Below are 18,963 nucleotides of genomic sequence, written 5' to 3'. Positions count from 1 at the left end.
GGTGGCAGGCAAGCAGAAGGAACGTGTCACCGTTGAGGGCCACGAACTGACCCTCACCAACCTTGGCAAAATCATCTACCCGGAGACCGGCACCACCAAGGCCGAAGTGCTGGCCTACTACGCCGCGGTTGCCCCGTTCCTCATTCCCGCGGCGGCCAACCGGCCCGTGACACGCAAGCGCTGGGTGAACGGCGTGGGCACGGCCGCAAACCCCGGGGAAGTGTTTTTCCAGAAGAACCTCGAAAGCTCCGTTCCCCGATGGATCCCGCGTGCCACCATCCATCACTCCGACCACACCAATGTCTACCCCATGGTCAACAACCTGGCCACGCTCACGTGGATGGCGCAGATTGCCTCGTTGGAAATCCACGTTCCGCAGTGGCAAGTGGATCCGTCCGGGGCTCCCCTGCGGCCGGACCGCTTTGTCCTGGACCTGGATCCCGGTCCCGGCGCGGGTTTGCCGGAGTGCGTTGAGGTGGCCAAGCTGGCCCGCTCCATTTTGCAGGACATGGGCATGGAGCCGGTACCGGTCACGAGCGGAAGCAAGGGCATCCACCTTTACACCGGGCTGGAAGGGACGCTGAAGTCCGAGCAGGTTTCGGCATTCGCCCACGAGCTCGCCCGTGCCCTTGAGGCTGACCATCCAAAGCTGGTGGTCAGCGACATGAAGAAGTCGCTGCGGAGCGGCAAGGTGTTGGTGGACTGGAGCCAGAACAGCGGCAACAAAACCACCATTGTTCCCTACTCCCTGCGCGGCAAGCCCCACCCCACCGTCGCCGCGCCCCGGACCTGGGATGAACTGGACGACCCGGAGCTCGGCCATCTTGAGTTCACGGAGGTGATGGACCGGGTCAGTACGGGCGAGGACTACTTCGCGTCAATTTCCGCCCGGCACCTGCCGCCGCACAGCGAGGATGACGACGGCACTCCCGCTGAGGGTGCCGGGTCGCCAGAGAAGGGCGACCGGGAAAAGGTCACTGTGGAGGGACGCCTGGCCAAGTATGTAGGAATGCGTGATCCGGGCAAGACTCCGGAACCGTTCCCGGCGTCGTCCGTGTCTTCGAGCGGGACGGCCACCGCCTCGTCCGATCAACCGCGGCCCGGCGACCCCGCGCCGCCCGGCGGCATCTTCGTCATCCAGGAGCACCACGCCCGCCGCTACCACCTCGATTTCCGGCTGGAGCACGACGGCGTCCTGGTCTCCTGGGCGCTTCCCCGTGGGGTCCCGGAGACGCCGGACCGCAACAACCTGGCGGTCCACACCGAGGACCACCCCATGGATTACGCCAACTTCGCGGGAGTGATCCCCAAAGGCGAGTACGGCGGCGGAACGGTGACCATCTGGGATCGCGGTGAATTCACGTGCGAGAAGTGGCGCGACGGCAAGGAAGTCATCGCCACGCTCACGGGTGAACCGGGCGGCGGCCTGGGCGGAACCAAGCGCTTCGCTTTGATCAACACGGGCGATCGCTGGCTCATCCACCTCATGAAGGAGCAGCCGGGAGGCCGAAAGCCGGTCCCGGCGGCGCCCAGGACGCCGACGGCCCCGACCAAGGCGGGTTCCACGCCCAAGGCACCTGCCGCCGTCGCGCCTGAACCAATGCCGGACTACGCGCCGATGCTGGCCTCGGTGGGAACCACCGGGGAACTCAGCGGCGGTGACTGGCTCTACGAACTCAAGTGGGACGGGATCCGCGCAATCATCACGGGGACGGAGGGCCGGATCCGCCTCATGAGCCGCAACGGCAACGACCTCACGGCAGCCTATCCGGAGCTCACGGACCGCAATTGCTGGCCCGAAGGCGATTTCGTGGCCGACGGGGAAATCGTCGCCTTCGGCAAGGGCGGCAAACCCGATTTCGGCCGGCTGCAGCAACGGATGAACCTGGTGAAATCGGCGGACATCGAGCGGGCCCGGACGTCGGTTCCGGTTCAGCTGATGCTCTTCGACCTCTTGTACGACGCCGGCGCGGACCTCAGCAGGCTGCCGTTCCGCGAGCGGCGGGAACATTTGTCCTCGTTCGCGGACAGGCTCAGCGATGGCTGTCCCCTGCGGATCTCGGAGGTCCTGGACCACGACGTGGACGACCTCCTGGCGGTAGCCGCCGAACTTGGTCTGGAAGGCGTCATGGCGAAGAAGGCGGACAGCCGCTACACCGTGGGGAGGCGAAGCCGCTCGTGGATCAAGCTGAAGCTGGAGCAGAGCCAGGAAGTGGTGATCGGCGGCTGGCGCCCCGGTGCCGGCGCAAGGAGCGGGACGTTCGGCTCGCTGCTCCTGGGAATTCCCGACGGCGGCAAGCTGCGGTACGTGGGCCGGGTGGGGTCCGGGTTCTCCGACTGGCAACTCAAGGACATCCTGGGGAAGCTCCAGCCCCGCGCCACGAAGGAATCGCCCTTCCTGGACATTCCGCGCGAAGACGCCGCCGGGGCGACCTGGGTAGAGCCGGACCTCGTGGCAGAAGTGACCTTCGGGGAATGGACGGGTCCCGGGCGGCTGCGGCATCCCGTATGGAAAGGGTGGCGCCCGGACAAGTCGCCTTCCGATGTGGGCCTGCCCAACTAGGGGACAGCTAACGTTCCATTGAGCGCTCAGCGGAACGTGTGCTGTCCCCTAGTTGGGCAGGCGGGGGTTGGATCAGGAGGAGTGGGGCATCTGGGGCCGGCTGGTCCGGTGGACCGCCGTGACCGCTGCGCCCTGGCCTGCGCGGCCGTGGGACTGATCGTGGTCCTTGGGGTGCCGCCGTTTGCCGTTACCATCCGGCCATTGATTGCCCTGCTCGGTGCCGAGAGTAACCGCTATGGCAGCCGGCTCAGGCATCGGAGCCATGTCCATGGACTCCACCAAGTGGCTGGCAACCTCGGGATTGATCCCTCCGGAATCGTGGTTCGCAGTCATGGTTCTTCCTTTCCTCAGTGAAACGAAGGGATTTCAATTTTAGGCCTACCAGCGGACCTTTTTCATGGTCTTTGCCTGCTTCCCGCTGGCGTGCGTTGGCTTGTGGCCCTTGCCCGTGCTTTGCCAACCACCCGGGGCTCCTCCCCCGGACTTGCTGTCAAGCATGGCCCGCTGGGCGTCGGTAAGTTTGGACTTGATTCCGCCTTGGGCGGCTTGGTTGTTATCTGGCGTGTTGGCAGTCATAAGTGGACTCCTCAAAGGTGGTGAAGTCCTGGAGAGGCGCGGGAACCACGGCGTCACGGTGTGGTCATGAAGCAAAGAAGGCGACAACGGGAACGGCATGGAGGCAGGGCCTCAACAGGCGTGGATTCTTGTCAGGTGAAACTCGGCTGCGCATCATGTGGCGCAGGCGGTTTACTCAAAAATCAATGTTCCCATGCGTCACACCTTAGCCAAGATGGGCCGCGTTTGGGAACCCCGGGCGGCGGAACCCCTTGCTAGCATAGGCGCAATGTCTCCTGGGTCCCCGATCGTCGACGCACTCCGGGCTGCCGGCTGCGTCTTCGCAGAGGACGAGGCAGCACTGCTCCTGGCGGCTGCCCGGGACCCCGAACACCTGCAGCACCTGGTTGGGCAGCGCATCGCGGGTATGCCGTTGGAACACATCCTGGGGTGGGTGGATTTTTGTGGCACCCGCATGCTTGTGGAGCCTGGCGTTTTCGTGCCACGGCGGCGCACGGAGTTCCTGGTGCGGCAGGCGGCGTCGCTGGGGAAGCCAGGCGCCGTCGTCGTCGATCTTTGCTGTGGTTCCGGTGCGATCGGTGCCGCCGTCCACGACGCCCTGGGAACCAGCCAGCTGTATGCGGCCGATATTGATCCTGTCGCTGTGGCGTGTGCGCGCCGCAACATCGAGCCGCGGGGCGGGCGCGTCTACCAGGGCGACCTCTTCGCCCCGCTCCCCCGCCACCTGATGGCCCGCGTTGACATCCTGCTGGTGAATGCTCCTTATGTGCCCACTGACTCGATCCGCATGATGCCGCCGGAGGCGCGCCTTCACGAGCCACTGACAGCGCTCGACGGCGGCACTGACGGTTTGGCGGTCCAACGCCGGGTTGTGGACGGTGCGGTTGAGTGGCTGGCGCCGGGTGGGCTGGTGCTGATTGAGTCGTCTGCGGAGCGAGCCCCGGAAACAGCGCTGCTGATGTCCGGCGCAGGGCTCTGGGCCCGCATTGCCTCGGATGCCGGGGTGGACGCCACTCTGGTGCTGGGTCGCGGGCCGGAGACTGTCCCACATCCGTAAGCTTTCCCGCTGGAATCGGCCCCGTTGCGTGGGTTGAGCTAAACAATTTGGTAACAGTGCTCCCGCGGTGGCCAAAAACCGCGTGATTGCAGGGCAAGAACGGGCAAAAACAAGTAAGGAATCTGGGCAATTTTGACCCAGATATGGCCAATAAATCGGATCTCAACTCGGGTTTCGGGGCAAAAACGCGTAAAATTGAAACCCTGCCCAGAGCGGGGCAGCAGAAGTCGCAAGCAAATGACCTCCCTAGGAGAAGCCCAAATGCCCATAGACCCAAGCAAGATCGTCTCTCCGGACGGCGCAAGGAACGCCACCGGAAACCCGGCATCAGCCACCACCCCGGCTGCCGCCGATACTGCTAAGAACCCAAAGAAAATGAAGCTCCGCACCAAGCGCCGGTTGAAGGAATCCGACGTGAACGTGGTGGACCAGCCCATGCTCAAGAAAGCACTCGGCGGAACCATCGTGGGCAACACCATGGAATGGTACGACGTGGGCGTGTTCGGCTACCTCATCACCACCATGGGACCTGTCTTCCTCCCGGAAGCCGACAAGTCGGTCCAGACACTCTTCCTGCTCGGCACCTTCGCCGCAACCTTCATCGCGCGCCCCCTCGGCGGCGTGGTCTTCGGTTGGCTCGGCGACAAGGTGGGCCGCCAGAAGGTGCTCGCAGCAACACTGATGCTCATGGCGGCAAGTACCTTCGCCGTCGGACTCCTGCCCGGCTACGCGCAGATCGGCATCTGGGCCGCCGCGCTGCTGGTCATCCTGAAGCTCGTCCAGGGCTTCTCCACCGGTGGCGAGTACGCCGGTGCCACAACCTTCGTCAGCGAATACGCACCGGACAAGCGCCGCGGCTTCTTCGCCAGCTTCCTCGACATGGGCAGCTACATCGGCTTCGCGCTCGGCGCGGCCCTGGTTTCCGTCCTCCAGCTCGCGCTGGGACAGGCAGCCATGGAGGAATGGGGCTGGAGGCTTCCGTTCCTGATCGCAGGTCCGCTCGGCCTGATCGCCGTGTACTTCCGTAGCAAGATCGAGGAATCGCCGCAGTTCCAGGCCACCTTGGACGCCCAGGAGGCCATCGCAAAGGACGCCGCCTCCAAGGATGCCGACGTCGCCAAGGGCCCGGTTGGCATCATCAAGGCCTACTGGCGCCAGATCGTGCTGGCCATGATCCTTGCGGCCGCAGCCAACACCGTTGGTTACGCACTGACCTCCTACATGCCCACGTACCTCACGGACTCCAAGGGTTACGACCCCGTCCACGGCACCTTGCTGACCATTCCGGTCCTGGTGGTCATGGCCATCTGCATTCCGCTGACCGGCAAGCTGTCCGACCGCATCGGCCGCCGTCCAGTGCTGTGGATCGGTGCAGGCAGCACCGTGCTGTTCGCCATCCCGGCCTTCATGCTCATCGGTATTGGTGAAGTGTGGTCCACCCTGGCCGGCCTGGCACTGGTTGCCTTCCCCGTGACCTTCTACGTTGCCAACCTGGCTTCAGCACTTCCGGCACTGTTCCCCACCTCCAGCCGGTACGGCGGAATGGGTATCGCCTACAACTTCTCCGTGGCGATCTTCGGTGGAACCACGCCGTTCATCGTGCAGGGCCTCATCGAGGGAACGGGCAACGACATGATGCCTGCCTACTACCTCATGGCCACGTCCATTATTGGCGCCATTGCCATCTTCTTCCTTCGCGAATCGGCACAGCGCCCGCTTCCGGGCTCCATGCCCAGCGTGGACACTCCGGCCGAAGCCCGCGAGCTCGTTGAAACGCAGGACACCAACCCGCTGATCAACCTGGACGAGATGCCGTTCGACGGCCAGCCCGTCAGCGATGTCGCCTTCGGCAACGACAAGAAGGATCTCGCCGGAGTCTAGGAACCGCTTGCCTGCAACTTCTGCGCAGCGCTACTGATAGTCCGCGGCCCTCGGCCGCCCACCGTAGCCACCAACCACAAGGCGCTCTCCTTGGGGTTGGTGGCTACGGGCGTTAAGCCTGCTTCTCCAACAACGCCCCGATGATCCTCACACCTTCCGGAAACGCGCCCGGGTTAGGCCCGGCATAGTTGAGCCGCATGTACGGTCCCTCCGGTTCGGCCGGGAACCACTCCGCGCCCGCGGCGATCAGCACGCCGGCCGCCTCGCAATCGCGGGTGAGGCGGTCGACATCGGTCCCGTCCGGCAACCTCAGCCACAGGTTCAAGCCGCCCTTGGGAAGGTGGGTGAGGTGTGCTTGGGGCACGTGTTCCCGAAGACTGGTGACCAGGAGGTCGCGGCGGGACTGCAGCTGCGAGCTGACCCCGCGAAGGTGCGTCTGCCACCCCGGCTGCGTGACGACGTCGAGCGCCGCCGACTGCAGCAGCCCGCTGACATACATGGACTCCGCAGCCTGGGCGGTGAGGATCCGCTCACGGGCGGGTCCGCGGGCAATGACCGCCGCCACGCGGATGGACGGGGAGACGCTCTTGGTCAGGGACCTGATGTAGAGCACGTGCCCGGAATCGTCCTTCGCGGCGACCGGGATGGATTCCGCGGCAATGCCAAAGTCGTGCGCCCAGTCGTCCTCCACAAGGAAGGCGCCGTGGGCCTTCACCACGTCAAGGACTTCCTCACCGCGCTGCACGGACCACTGCGCGCCGGTGGGATTGGCAAAATTAGGTTGCGCGTAGAACATCCGCGCACCCGTTTCCTCGAACGCGCGGGCAAGTTGCTCGGGATCCGGACCTTCCGGGCCGCTGGGTACCGGGACAACCCGGACACCCGCCTGCGACGCGGCCAGCAGGGCACCCCAATAGCTGGGCGACTCCACCAGCAGCGGCTGGCCATGCCCCACCAGACCGCGGAAGATCGAGCTGAGTCCGCTCTGGCTCCCGGGAAGAACGACGACGTCGCTGGGCTGCGGCGGCGTGACGCCAACCGGCGTTGAGGTGCTGAGCTCCCGGGCGAACCACGACTGCAGTTCCGGCAGTCCAGCCACCGGGGGCCTGGACAAGGACGCCTCCGCCCGTGCAGCACGCGTCAAGGCTGCGCGAACCAGCCTTTCGGGCAGCAGTTCGCGCGCCGGGTACCCCGAATGGAAGGCGATCACGTCATTGGAGGCGCTGCGCATGGCCGCCGTGTTGGTGAGGCGGGGTGCTTGGAGCGCACCCAGCGCGGCTGTCTGCCACGCATAGTCGGCCGGCCTCGCCGTGCGGAAGGCCCGCACGAAGGTTCCCACCCCCGGGCGGCTCTCGATCAGGCCTTGGGAGGTAAGGGTGCGAAGGGCCTTCTGGACTGTCACCGGGCTGGCCTGGTAATCAGCCACAAGCTTTCTGGTGGACGGCAGCTTGGATCCCGGGGCAGCGCTGGAAATCCATTCCTTCAGTCGCAGAACAATCCGGGAACTGCTATCGTTATTCATGAGTCAACATAGTAGCGCTACTCTTGTTTCATCACCAGTGGTATCCACACGGACTACCGTCGGCATCTGGTGGGGCCTCCTGGGCGTGTTCGCCTTCTCCTTCACCGTGCCGTTGACGCGCGTAGCTGTAGAAGGCCTGTCACCCTTGTTCATCGGGGCGGGCCGGGCCGTTGTCGCGGCCATCCTTGCCGCGGCTGCGTTGGCGTTGACACGACAAAGGTTTCCGCAGGGCATCCAGTGGTTCCGCTTGGCCGTTGTTGCCGGCGGAATCGTGGCAGGATTCCCGCTGCTGACCACTTTCGCGCTCACAAGCACCTCGGCCAGCCACGGAGCCGTGGTTATCGCGCTACTCCCCGCGGCCACGGCAACAGTAGCGGTGCTCCGTGGACGGGAACGTCCCCGCCCCTTGTTCTGGGTGCTCACGGTTGTGGGGGTGGTGGCCGCGCTGCTGTTCGCCCTGGTGCAATCGGGCGGTTTCGGCTCCCTGCACTGGGCCGACCTGCTGCTCCTCGGGGCAGTGGTTGCTGCCGCGATCGGATATGCCGAAGGCGGGCTCCTGGCGCGCGAACTTGGTTCGTGGCAGACCATCTCTTGGGCACTCGTGGTGGCCTCGCCCGTGATGATCGTCCTGACTGTGGCTTCCTTGGGCTCCGGATTCCCCGCCGCGTCCCCGGCAAGCTGGGCATCCTTCGCCTACCTGGGCGTAGTGAGCATGTTCCTCGGGTTCTTTGCGTGGTACCGCGGCTTGGCCATCGGCCCCATGGCACAGGTCAGCCAGATCCAACTGGTCCAGCCCGTCATGACCATCGCCTGGGCGGCACTGTTCCTCGGCGAGTCCCTGACCCTGACCACGGTTATTGGCGGACTCTTGGTGATCCTCTGCGCAGGTGCCGCTGTCCGCGTCAGGCTCGCACCGCCGTCGGGCTCTTAGCCGTCCCTCCCAGCGAAAGGAAGATTCCATGTACACCCCCGCGCACTTTGCCGCTTCGCCCGATGCGATCACCGCCCTCCTGCAAAACTCCGGCGCAGCAAATTTGGTGACCATGACTCCGGACGGCTTGCTCGCCACGTTCCTGCCGTTTGTCCACGACCCATCCGTGGGCGGGCACGGTGCTCTGCAATCCCATATGGCACGAAACAACACCCAGTGGTCATCCCCCGTGAGTGGGGAAGCGTTGATGATCGTCCAGGGTTCCGACGCCTATATCTCGCCGTCCTGGTACGCCTCGAAAGCGGAACACGGCCGGGTGGTGCCCACGTGGAACTACTCCACGGCCCACGTCTACGGCGAGCTGGTGATCCACGACGACCCCACGTGGTTGGCCAGGCACGTCCGGCGACTCTCCGATCAGCACGAGGCCTCGATGCCGCAACCATGGACCGTCGATGAAGCCCCGGAGCGGTTCATCGACGGGCAGCTGAGGGCGATTGTGGGCATGGAACTGGTCATTACCCGGGTGGAGGCCAAGACGAAACTGAGCCAGAACCGGTCGTCTGCCGATGTGGATGGCGTGATTGCTGGACTTCGGGCGGCAGGCGACCCGGCGAGCGCGGCGGACGTGGAGCGCGCCCGGGCCTGAACCCAACTCACTGGCAGTAGTGGTTGTTCTCGGCCCCTTCGAAACAACATCAACTGCCAGTTACCTGGGCGGGACCACCGGGCGCCACATGGCCACACGCGGCCAGCGGGTCAGGCCCAACTCCGCTTCGTGCTCCATGAGGCGGGTGAGCTCGGGACCCCAACTGCCGGCGTCGAGCAGTTCGAAACCGAGGCGACGGTAGTACGGCGCGTTCCACGGCACGTCGCGGAACGTACTGAGGGTCTGCCGCTGCATGCCGTGCCCGCGTGCCCAGATCCGGGCGGCGTGCAGGAGTTCCCGGCCAAGGCCCTGGTGGGCATGGTCGGGGTGGACGCTGACCTGCTCCACGTGGGCGTTGCCATCCACCACGTCCACCAGGATGTACGCGACGGGAAAGTCGAGCCCGTCCACGTACACCCATGCGCGTCCGCCGGTGACATAGCGCTGCAAGACCTCCATGGGGAAGGCCTCGTCATCGGCGATTTGGTCCATGCCCAGGGACCGGAAGGCTTGCCCGGCCGCCGTTTCAATGTCCTGGAGTTGCCCCAGATCGTCAGAGTGCGCCAGCCGGATCATCTGTTCGGATCCGGAACGGGAGGGGCCTGGGCGACCAGGAATTCGTTGCGCTTTTCGATCAGGTTCTGCATGTAGCGGGCAAGGACCAACTTCTCCACCAAGCGGCCCAGCGCCCCGAAGGGTGCGGCGAACTCCACCGTGTCCACCATGAGCGTGCCGGTGCCGTCGGGGCGGAACTGATGGGTGTGGCGGAGGTACTTGAACGGGCCGCTTACCTGCTCGTCAGTGAACGACGCCGGGGCCTCCATGTGCACGATTCGGCTGGTCATGCGGAACCTGACTCCCAAATGCCACGCCTGCCACGTGACGGACTGGCCCTGGGCAATGAGCCCCGTGGTGGTGCCAGCGATCGCCTTTTCGCGGCTCTTGGTCATGGATCCGACGTGGGCGTCAATGTTCCTGGACAAGTCGAAAAGCTCCTGCGGAGGCATGGCGGAGCGGGTTCGGCTCACAAAGGCTACGGGCATATCTCGATCTTTCCAGACTCCAAACGATGCGTTGCTTTAACGGCGTGTGACCGGGCTTATGGCGGACCATAAAGCGATCCTGATAATTTTCGAACCTGAGACTTTCGCCCACAAGCCCTGAATGATTGGTGGTGTTCCCGTGCCCACGTTCATGACGCACGCACGCGAACTTCACAGGCTGGGCCCGGCCAACAACGATCGTTTGTCCGCCGTCCGCGTGGCCCTCAGCGTCGCCGCCCCGGCCCTGGTGTTGATCCTCGTGGGGCGTCCGGACCTCATGTTGTACGCGGTGTTCGGCGCCCTGACCGGCATGTATGGCCGCAACGAAACCCACCAGCTCCGCCTGAAACACCAAGCCCAGGCCGCGGTGATCCTGGTGGGCGGGCTGACCATCGGCGTCTTTCTGTCCGTGAACCACACGCACTCCTGGTGGCTGGTGTTGGTGGCAACGTTGTTCGCGGGTGCGGGTTCGCTGTACGCGGATTCATCGCGGCTGAGGCCAATCGGACCCTTCTTCGGAATCCTGGCGTTGGGCGCCTGCGCTTCGGTGCCCACCAGTGTTCCGTTCACGACGGCGGTACTCATCGGCGCTGGCTCCGCCGCCTTCTCCATTGTGGTTGGCTTTGCCGGCTGGTTGCGTCACAGGACCTGGGAACGCGGTGCCGTCCGCGATGTTCCACTGTTCCGGGGTTCCTTGGTTCAGTCCGCGTTCGTCCACGCCACGCGGTATGTCTTGGCCGTGGCCGGCGCCGGCACGATCGGCGTGCTGAGCGGCAGTGGACACCCACACTGGGCCATGGCCGCCGCCGCAGTTCCCCTCGCAGGTGCGGACCTCCCCAGCCGCGTCCACCGGGGCATCCACCGCATCGTGGGGACGTTTCTGGGTTTGGGCGTCGTGGCAGTCGTGCTTTTCCCCAGCCCGCTGTCCCCGCTGCAGTATTTCCCCGACCATACAGCCGTGGTCCTCGCCGTCGTTGTGGTGCTGTGCCAGTTCCCAACGGAGCTGTTCATGGCCAGGCATTACGGGTGGGCCATGGTGTTCTTCACCCCTGTTGTCCTGCTGATCGCACAGTTGGCGGCGCCCATGGATCCAGGCGTGCTGGTGCTGGAACGCGCAGTGGAGACGTTCGTGGGGGCTGTTGTGGGGATTGCCGTGGCTGTGGTGGTGCAGCGCCGGGCGTAGCTTGGCGTCCCGCAGGCCGGATCGTGTCCGAGCCGGGGGCAGGGGGTCAGGCAGATTGTCCCAGGGGACGCCCGGCGCTGTCGCCCGTCGTGGACTCAAGCGGCACCAGGGCACTGAGCTCTGCCGGGTTCAGCCCGGAGCTCTCATCGATGATTCCCGGCAACAGGATCTCCCACATCTGCTGTATGCGGAGCATGACGTCTTCGCGCCCAGCGAGGACGTTGGAGACCATCTGGACCCCGGTGAAGGATGCCACGATGTAGCGGGAAAAATCCGCAGGATCCACCGATGCCCGGATGCGCCCCTGCCGGATTCCGTTCGCGGTGAGGTGGCTCATGGTTTCGAGCCAGTCCTGGTATGGCTTGCGGACTTCCTGCCCGAATGCCGAAGCCTCAAGGGTCAACCGTATGCCTGCCCGGACAATGTGGTCGGTGACCAGCAGGTTCCCGAAGGCTCCGCAGAGGCGGATGATCGTTTCCAAGGCCGGTTTGTCCTCGCCGAGAATTCGTCCGCCGGCCGCCATGGCAATCGCATGCTGCGCTTCCAGGACTGCCCCGGCCAGCTCGTCCTTGGATTTGAAGTGGAAGTACAAGGCACCCTTCGTCACCTGCGCGGCCTCAGCCACCTGTGCGATGGTTGCGGAGCCAAACCCACGCTCCTCAAAAACGAGTGCAGCCCCGGCAACGATCGCCTCCCGCGTCGCCTTGGCTCGGTCTTGAACGACCAACGGTGGAACCTCGACTCTCGGAAATGGTGTGGTGCAACAGCTCCGAAGAAACGGGCCCACTGAGGATCTTACGTGGCCGGTCGGGGCTCCCCCCAATGCGATTCCCACCGGTAGCTCTTCTCCCGTGGGAGCAATCGATGCCCCGACCGGCACACCCTAAAACAAACCATGCATCCGGTTTTAAGACAAGACCGGTGTCCCGTGGAAATCCCGCCGAATGGAAGGTCAACGCCAAGGGCGAAACCTACGGCGTTGATATTCCAGGCAAGGGCGCCCCACGTTGATCGCGGTGATCGCAGCCGCAGGCCTGATCGCGTCAACGAGGCATCGACATCTTCTTGACATTGCATGTGAGCTGAAGCCCCCATGTTGGAGTCGCCTGTTGCGCAAAGCGAACCACGTTGATCATTTGGAAACGGCAGGCACTAAGGCTTGAGCGGCCTCCGCGGCGGGCCGGACGTGAGCTTCACGGGAAGGATCCGGGCGAAGAAACTGACCACTTTGTAGCGGCGGGTGGGGATGGAGATGGCTTTGCCTTGCGCATTGTCCTCCAGCCCCTCCCGCACCACGCGTTCGGCGGTGAGCCACAGGAATCGTGGAGCGACGGACTTGTCCATGCCCATGCGCTCGTGGAACTCGGTGTGCGTAAACCCAGGGCAAACCGCCGTCACCTGGACACCCGACTTCGCGTAGGCAAGGTTTGCCCAGCGACTGAACGTGACCTGCCAGGCCTTCGCGGCGGAGTAGGTGCCGCGGTTGGCGAACGCCGCCACGCTGGCCACATTGATGATCCGGCCACTCCCCCGCACCAGCATCACCTCCAAGGCAGCATGGCACAGTTCCATCGGAGTCTGGACGTGGAGATGGAGGTGCCGCCTCTCTTCTTCCACCTCGTTGTCCTCGAAGGACTTCAACAGGCCGATGCCCGCGTTGTTGACCAGCACATCCACCGGTCTGGTAGCGTCCCGGAGCCGGTCCGCCACAGCAGAAACCCCGACGGCGGTAGTCAGGTCCGCGGCGAGCGTCTCCGCCGAGATACTGAAGTCGCGTTCGAGTTCCTCGGCTTTGGCTTTCAGCCGCTCTTCATCGCGGGCCACCAGGACCAGGTGATGCCCCGCCTCGGCGAGTTGGCGCGCGAACTCCGCGCCGAGCCCGGCCGTAGCTCCGGTGACGAGGGCGGTACGTTCATTGGCTCGAGTCGTCATGCGCCCAGACTAGCCCCTGCGCTTCGCGCCGGGATGGCATGTGATGGCAATGTCTGCGACCACGATTGTCAGCACATGCCATCCCGGCGGGGTTTGTCAGGCGAACTTCGCCAGGGGGTTGGTCAATCGTCCGGCCATCTGGAGTCCGCCCGAGGGATCGGAGATGTCCAGCATTTGCTGGTTGTTCCGAAGCTGCAGCCGGTTGAGGCAGGACAATTCGAAGTCCGGGGTAAAGAGGTCGTGCATCGCGAACTGGTCCGCAAGCTCCGGGTGGCGCTCCTGGTATTCGCGGAGCACAGAGGCCGCGGTTCCCCAGAACTCGTCTTCGCGCAGGGTCCCGTCTTCCACGAGGATCGCGCCGAGGAAGCGGAAGATGCAATCGAAGACATCGGTGAAGATCGCCAGGACCATCTCTTCGGCGGGAATCTCGGCCTTGATGCGGGAAACCTCTTCGGGGAGTTCCAGCCGGTCACCCATCACGACGATTTCCTCGGCGAGGTCCTTCATGATGGCCCGCACCGGCACGCCGTCTTCCAGGATCAGGATGACGTTCTCGCCGTGCGGCATGAAAGCGAGCTCGTACTCGTAAAGACAGTGGACCAGCGGCACGAGGTAGGCCTCGAAGTAGCGGCGCAGCCACTCGGTGGGAGCCAGTCCGGACCGGGCAATGAGGGAAGAGACCATGGAAACACCGGACGAATCCACGTGCAGCAAGGAAGCCATGGTGGCCAGTTGCTGGCCTTCCTTGAGCAACGGCAGCGGACTTTCCCTCCACAGGGCAGAAAGCATCTTGCGGTAGGGCGACCCCTTGGCCGAAGCCGCCTCGTAGTAGTGGTTGTGGTACCCGATGGCGGCAGATTCCTTGATCATGGCCAGGCCCCGGCTCTGGAGCTCCTGGTCATTCGAGATCAAGTCCTGCAGCCAGTCGTTGATGGCCGGTGTTGCCTTCATGTACTGCGGCGAGAGTCCGCGCATGAAACCCATGTTCAGCACGGACATGGCCGTCTTGACGTACGCCTTCTCCGGTGAAGTGGTGTTGAAGAACGTGCGGATGGACTGCTGGGCCTGGTAGTCGTCCTCCCCGGAGCCGAGGTGAACAATATGGCGCTGGGCGATTTCTGCCGCGAACGTCACGGTGAGCTTGTTGTCCCACTGCCACGGGTGGACCGGCATGAGGAGGTAGTCTTCGGGATCGAGTCCGGATGCGGACAACTCCGTGTTGAACCAGGCGAGGGTTGCCGGCCCAAGTTCCGCTTCGAAGTGCGTCCGGTAGTCGAGGCCGGCGCTGGAGGTGAACACTGCTTTGCTGCGGTGCACGGCGATCCACTGCAGCCGCACCACGGCACCGGTTTCCGGAGCGAAGGCGTGGTAGTCGGAAATACCGAAGCCAAGGCGGCCGTTGTTGGCCACGAAGCACGGGTGCCCCTCGGTCATGCTGTGCTCGATCGCCTGGAAGTCGGCAGCCACGTCAAACCCACCGGTGACACCCGTGGCCAGCTCGGCGGAGCCGAACGGCTTGCCCTGCTTGTAGGCGTGGCTGGCCAGGGTGCTGCTGATTTCTTCCAGGTAGACAGGGAGCATTTCCATCTTGATGCCCAGCGCTTCATGGAACTCGGCGATGAAGTCCAGGGCATCCAGCGGCAGCTCCTCGCCGTCGCGGAAGCGGGCAATGGATTCCGGGCGGACCGCCCAATGCTCCAGCTCCAGAACGGTTGCGCGGAAGCGGTACTCAACCGTGTCGTCGTCGCTCGTCACGCGGTACAGGCCAACGCCTGCGCCTTCGTCACGGATCAGGTCCGGAACCAGGATCCGTTCGTGCGAGAACTCCGCGATGGCCTTCCGGACCAGGTGCCGGTTGGCAACGGCCCAGCTCTCCGGGTTGAGGTGGGAAACGGGTGCGGCCGACTGCGCGATGCCGGCTTCGACAGTGCTGGTCACTGGTCTTCTCCTCTGGTCGCCGCGGCAGGCGCGGCCAGAATCGGGGTCAAGGTTGCAAGGAAGTCTTCACGCGTGCAAAAACTCAGAAGGCCCTGCTTGTGGTCTTCGGAAGGGTCTACGGCGGGAAGGGTCACCACGCCGTGCGGGCGGAAGCCCACCTTTTCGTTGAGCGCATGGATCTTGTGGTTTCGCGCGTCAGGTTCGACGACGACCCGCTGGGTTTCGGCGTCCTCGAACAGTTCCCGCATCACGGCCTGCATGACGGCGGTGGTAAAGCCCGGCTGGGGGTCGCCACTGGGCGGAGAGACCAGCAAGTGCATCCCGATGTCGCCCGGCTGGACGTCATACACGTCCGCCAGCGGGGACGATTCCGGACGGTACCGTTCCATCAGGAAGGCGGGAACGCCGTCGTCGAGCCCCAGGAAGGCCTGGTGGTGACCCGTGGCGGCGATCTTCGAGTACTCCTCCACAACGTCCTGTTCGGCGCACCCAACCATGCCCCAGAACCGGGCGTATTCCTGGCTCACCCAGCTGTGGAGGACAGGTGCGTCGGCCACGGGATCCACTGGGCGGAACGTGAAGCTCACAGGGCCGCTCCTACGGTCTCGGGTGCTGCCGCGGACCCGGAGGGAACCACTGCCGGCGCGCCGAACTGCTGGAACGCGATGCTGCGCTCGATCGGGTAGACCTCGCGGCCCGTGATTTCGCGCAGGATGCACGAGTTGCGGTAAGCGGCCATGCCAAGGTCCGGGGTGACGAAGCCATGGGTGTGCAGCTCAGCGTTCTGAACGAAGATCTCGCCGGGTTCGACGCCGGTACCGTAGTTGCGCTCGACATCGAACCGGCCCTTCGCGTCGCGACGGATGCGGTCCTTGATACCGGCCAGGAACGCGGGTTCCTTGTACGAGTAGCCGGTGGCGAGCACCACTGCCTCGGATTCGAGGGTGTAGTCGCAGCCGTGTTCTTCATGGCGCAATTGCAGGGTGTGGGTTCCGGCAGCACTGTCCCACTCGGCGGCCGTCAGGGAGGAGTGGGTGTGCAGCTGGGTGTCCACGATTCCGGAGAGGCTCTTGGTGTAGAGGAGATCGTAGATGTCGTCGATCAGGTCCGAGTTGATGCCCTTGTACAGGTTCTTCTGGTTCTTGATCAGGTTGTCCCGCTGGTCCGAAGGCAGCGAGTGGAAGTAATCAACGTACTCCGGCGAGGTCATCTCGAGCGTGAGCTTGGTGTATTCCAGCGGGAAGAAGCGGCCGGAACGGGTCACCCAGTTGAGCTGGTAGCCATGGACATCGATCTCCTGGAGGAGCTCGTAGTACAGCTCTGCGGCGCTCTGCCCGCTGCCCACGATGGTGATGCTGCGCTTGGACTGCAGCTCACTCTTCCTCGACAGGTACTCGGCGTTGTGGAGGACCAGTCCCCCGCCATCCACTATCCCTGCACAAGACACGGGAATGTAGGGCGAGGTTCCCGTACCCAGGACCAAGCGACGTGCGCGAAGCACCTCAGCGCCGTCCGGGCCCTGCACCGAAAGGCGGTACACGCCGCCGTCGTAGGTTACATCCAGCACATCCGTGCTAAAACGGACCGAATCCAACTGCCCGGCCACCCACTGGCAGTACTGGTTGTACTCGGCACGCAAGGGGTAGAAGTTCTCGCGGATGTAGAAGCGGTACAAGCGTCCCGTCTGCTTCAGGAAGTTCAGGAACGAGTACGGCGACGTCGGGTCTGCCAGCGTCACGAGGTCGGCCATGAACGGAACCTGCAGGTGGGCCGGCTCCAACATCATGCCGGGGTGCCAATCGAAGGATTCGCGGCGCTCCAGGAACACGCAGTCCAGGTTCTCCACCGGCTGGCTCAGTGCCGCAAGGCCAAGGTTGAAGGGGCCGACGCCGATTCCCGCGACGTCGTAGATCTTGTTGTTGTCCGGGGTGCTCACGCAGCGGCCTCCGTGGTGTTGGCGAGCAGGTTGGCACCTGTGCGGCGGATAAGTTCGATGATTTCCTGAATGTCCCTCAGGGAGGCCTCGGCGTTGAGGAGGGTGAATTTGAGGTAGTGGCGTCCGGCCACCTTGGTCCCGGCCACGACGGCCTCGCCGGATGCGAAGATCGCAGCACGAATGGCGGGGTTGAGGGCGTCAGCGGCGTCCTCGTCGAGCTTTTCGCCGTCGATGAGGGGCCGGTAACGGAACACGAGCGTGCTCAGTTGCGGGGCTGCGGCGAGTTCGAACTCCGCGTCATCGGCAAGCAACGCCCCCACGCGGCCCGTCAGATCGATTGCTTCGTCGAAGAGCGCGCCAATCGCATCGGCACCCATGATGCGCAGGGTCAGCCACAGCTTCAAGGCATCGAAGCGGCGGGTGGTCTGGATGCTCTTGTCCACCTGGTTGGGGATCTCGGCCTTCGCGGCGCTTTCCGGGTTCAGGTAGTCGGCGTAGTAGGTCACGTGGCCCATCATGGAACCGTTCCGCACCAGGACGGCGCTGGAGCTGACCGGCTGGAAGAAGGTCTTGTGGAAGTCCACGGTGACGGAATCGGCCAGGTGGATGCCGTTGAGCAGGTGGCGGTAGCGGCCAGAGACGATCAGCCCTCCCCCATAGGCAGCATCCACGTGGAGCCACGAATCGTAGGCGCGCACCAGGGCCGCGAGTTCGGAGAGGGGGTCGACCGAACCGAAGTCGGTGGTCCCGGCGGTGGCCACAACCGCCATGGGCACCAGTCCGGCGTCGTGCGCTTCCGCCAAAGCCGCCGCGAGGGCGGTGGGGTTCATGCGGTGGTCCTCGGCAGTGGGAACCGCGATGACGGCGTCGAAGCCGAGGCCCAGCATGGAGGCCGACTTCTGGATGCTGAAGTGGCTGTCCACGGAGGTGAAGATCCGGAGGCGGTCCAGCAGGTGCGGCAGGCGGGCTTCCGGAGCGTCCGCACGCAGCTTGGCGACGGCGTGGTTACGGGCGATCAGCAGAGCCTGGAAGTTGGACTGGCTGCCTCCGGAGGTGAAGACGCCGTCGGCTTCTGCGGTGAAGCCGATGCGCTCAGCCGTCCAGTCGATGAGGCGGCGTTCGATCATGGTGGCCCCGGCGCTCTGGTCCCAGGTATCCATGGAGGAGTTCACGGCGGACAACACGGCTTCGCCCACCAGCGCCGGGATGACCACCGGGCAGTTCAAGTGTGCGGCGTAGCGTGCGTCGTGGAAGTAGATGGCGTCCTTGAGGTAGAGCTCTTCCAGCTCTTCCAAGGCGGCGGCGGTGTCTGGGAGGGGGCGTTCGAGGTCGACGGCACCAACTTTGGCCTTCAGTTCAGCATGCGCGACGCCGGTGAACGGCTGGGCGGTGCGCTGCACTTTGGTGGAGACGGCATTAACTCCCTGAAGGACCTGCGCCACGTAGCTGGGCGAATTTCGTGCGTTGAACAGCTGGTTGGTGGCAGCAAGTGCCAGCTCCACTTTGGAGCCAAAATCCTGCTCCTGAGCTATCTGCTCTTCGACACTGGGTGACGTCACGACAGCTTCCTTCCGTTGCGTTGGGATCGCTAGTTAGCAAAGGCAAGCCTTACTTAGGTTCGCCTTTGCGTCAAACTTTTGTGACCTAATTCGCTCGGAAGGCGGTTTCTCAGTGATCTACCGCGCGGTAGTGCGTCATTGACTTTTCCTGAGGGGGTTTTGGGTGCAAAATGTCATTCCTTTCGGCCAATAA

17 protein-coding genes are annotated in these 18,963 nt (G+C 64.3%); 6 read left to right on the top strand and 11 right to left on the bottom strand.

What is annotated here, in order from left to right:
* The first annotated feature begins 1 nt into the window (after position 1).
* Positions 2-2,563 carry an ATP-dependent DNA ligase gene (locus ACIPV6_RS05990; RefSeq protein WP_400269992.1) on the top strand — a complete coding sequence of 854 codons (2,562 nt, stop codon included), beginning with the start codon at positions 2-4 and terminating at the stop codon, positions 2,561-2,563.
* Between the two features lie 72 nt (positions 2,564-2,635).
* On the opposite strand, the gene ACIPV6_RS05985 is transcribed toward ACIPV6_RS05990, so the two are convergent.
* Together ACIPV6_RS05985 and ACIPV6_RS05980 are read right to left on the bottom strand one after the other, a co-directional pair.
* Positions 2,636-2,896: a hypothetical protein gene (locus ACIPV6_RS05985; RefSeq protein WP_400269991.1), complete on the bottom strand. Its 261-nt coding sequence runs from the start codon at positions 2,894-2,896 to the stop codon at positions 2,636-2,638.
* Positions 2,897-2,941: 45 nt separating this feature from the next.
* Positions 2,942-3,139, bottom strand: coding sequence for a hypothetical protein (locus ACIPV6_RS05980; RefSeq protein ID WP_397324826.1), 198 nt, complete (start codon positions 3,137-3,139; stop codon positions 2,942-2,944).
* Positions 3,140-3,407: 268 nt separating this feature from the next.
* Between ACIPV6_RS05980 and ACIPV6_RS05975 the strand changes: the two genes are divergently transcribed.
* Together ACIPV6_RS05975 and ACIPV6_RS05970 are read left to right on the top strand one after the other, a co-directional pair.
* Positions 3,408-4,196 (top strand): putative protein N(5)-glutamine methyltransferase, encoded by a 789-nt coding sequence (locus tag ACIPV6_RS05975; protein ID WP_400269990.1) that lies wholly within the window; start codon positions 3,408-3,410, stop codon positions 4,194-4,196.
* A 261-nt stretch (positions 4,197-4,457) separates the two neighbouring features.
* The gene (locus ACIPV6_RS05970; protein ID WP_400269989.1) at positions 4,458-6,077 is read left to right on the top strand and encodes an MFS transporter; all 1,620 of its coding nucleotides are present in this window, start codon (positions 4,458-4,460) and stop codon (positions 6,075-6,077) included.
* A gap of 112 nt (positions 6,078-6,189) precedes the next feature.
* Here the strand turns inward: ACIPV6_RS05970 and ACIPV6_RS05965 are convergent, their stop codons facing one another.
* Positions 6,190-7,599: a PLP-dependent aminotransferase family protein gene (locus tag ACIPV6_RS05965; protein ID WP_400269988.1), complete on the bottom strand. Its 1,410-nt coding sequence runs from the start codon at positions 7,597-7,599 to the stop codon at positions 6,190-6,192.
* On the opposite strand from ACIPV6_RS05965, the gene ACIPV6_RS05960 reads away from it, so the two are divergent.
* Both ACIPV6_RS05960 and ACIPV6_RS05955 read left to right on the top strand, forming a co-directional pair.
* Positions 7,598-8,530: a DMT family transporter gene (locus ACIPV6_RS05960; RefSeq protein ID WP_400269987.1), complete on the top strand. Its 933-nt coding sequence runs from the start codon at positions 7,598-7,600 to the stop codon at positions 8,528-8,530. The genes ACIPV6_RS05965 and ACIPV6_RS05960 overlap by 2 nt on opposite strands.
* A 28-nt stretch (positions 8,531-8,558) precedes the next feature.
* Positions 8,559-9,179, top strand: a complete 621-nt coding sequence (locus ACIPV6_RS05955) for an FMN-binding negative transcriptional regulator (RefSeq protein WP_400269986.1) — start codon at positions 8,559-8,561, stop codon at positions 9,177-9,179.
* A gap of 60 nt (positions 9,180-9,239) precedes the next feature.
* On the opposite strand, the gene ACIPV6_RS05950 is transcribed toward ACIPV6_RS05955, so the two are convergent.
* Both ACIPV6_RS05950 and ACIPV6_RS05945 read right to left on the bottom strand, forming a co-directional pair.
* Positions 9,240-9,755 (bottom strand): GNAT family N-acetyltransferase, encoded by a 516-nt coding sequence (locus ACIPV6_RS05950; RefSeq protein ID WP_400269985.1) that lies wholly within the window; start codon positions 9,753-9,755, stop codon positions 9,240-9,242.
* Positions 9,752-10,222: an SRPBCC family protein gene (locus tag ACIPV6_RS05945; protein ID WP_400269984.1), complete on the bottom strand. Its 471-nt coding sequence runs from the start codon at positions 10,220-10,222 to the stop codon at positions 9,752-9,754. Before ACIPV6_RS05945 ends, ACIPV6_RS05950 begins: the two co-directional genes overlap by 4 nt.
* A 121-nt stretch (positions 10,223-10,343) precedes the next feature.
* Here ACIPV6_RS05945 and ACIPV6_RS05940 point away from each other — a divergent pair, with 121 nt between their 5' ends.
* Positions 10,344-11,405, top strand: coding sequence for an FUSC family protein (locus tag ACIPV6_RS05940; protein ID WP_400269983.1), 1,062 nt, complete (start codon positions 10,344-10,346; stop codon positions 11,403-11,405).
* A gap of 46 nt (positions 11,406-11,451) precedes the next feature.
* Here ACIPV6_RS05940 and ACIPV6_RS05935 read toward each other — a convergent pair whose 3' ends face one another.
* From ACIPV6_RS05935 to ACIPV6_RS05910, 6 genes are all read right to left on the bottom strand, one after another.
* The gene (locus ACIPV6_RS05935) at positions 11,452-12,132 is read right to left on the bottom strand and encodes a ScbR family autoregulator-binding transcription factor (RefSeq protein ID WP_400269982.1); all 681 of its coding nucleotides are present in this window, start codon (positions 12,130-12,132) and stop codon (positions 11,452-11,454) included.
* Between the two features lie 425 nt (positions 12,133-12,557).
* Positions 12,558-13,337 (bottom strand): SDR family NAD(P)-dependent oxidoreductase, encoded by a 780-nt coding sequence (locus ACIPV6_RS05930; protein WP_400269981.1) that lies wholly within the window; start codon positions 13,335-13,337, stop codon positions 12,558-12,560.
* 96 nt (positions 13,338-13,433) lie between these two features.
* The gene (locus ACIPV6_RS05925; protein ID WP_400269980.1) at positions 13,434-15,275 is read right to left on the bottom strand and encodes an IucA/IucC family protein; all 1,842 of its coding nucleotides are present in this window, start codon (positions 15,273-15,275) and stop codon (positions 13,434-13,436) included.
* A complete protein-coding gene (locus ACIPV6_RS05920; protein WP_400269979.1) occupies positions 15,272-15,862 on the bottom strand; it encodes a GNAT family N-acetyltransferase in 591 nt (196 codons plus the stop codon). Before ACIPV6_RS05920 ends, ACIPV6_RS05925 begins: the two co-directional genes overlap by 4 nt.
* A complete protein-coding gene (locus ACIPV6_RS05915; RefSeq protein WP_400269978.1) occupies positions 15,859-17,211 on the bottom strand; it encodes a lysine N(6)-hydroxylase/L-ornithine N(5)-oxygenase family protein in 1,353 nt (450 codons plus the stop codon). The genes ACIPV6_RS05920 and ACIPV6_RS05915 overlap by 4 nt, the downstream gene beginning before the upstream one ends.
* On the bottom strand, positions 17,208-18,770 hold the full coding sequence (locus ACIPV6_RS05910) for a pyridoxal phosphate-dependent decarboxylase family protein (protein WP_400269977.1): 1,563 nt from the start codon (positions 18,768-18,770) through the stop codon (positions 17,208-17,210). Before ACIPV6_RS05910 ends, ACIPV6_RS05915 begins: the two co-directional genes overlap by 4 nt.
* Positions 18,771-18,963: the final 193 nt, after the last annotated feature.

The organism is Paenarthrobacter sp. NPDC089988 (genome assembly GCF_044748465.1).
Classification (GTDB): domain Bacteria; phylum Actinomycetota; class Actinomycetes; order Actinomycetales; family Micrococcaceae; genus Arthrobacter.
This window is presented reverse-complemented; position numbering and strand designations above follow the sequence as displayed.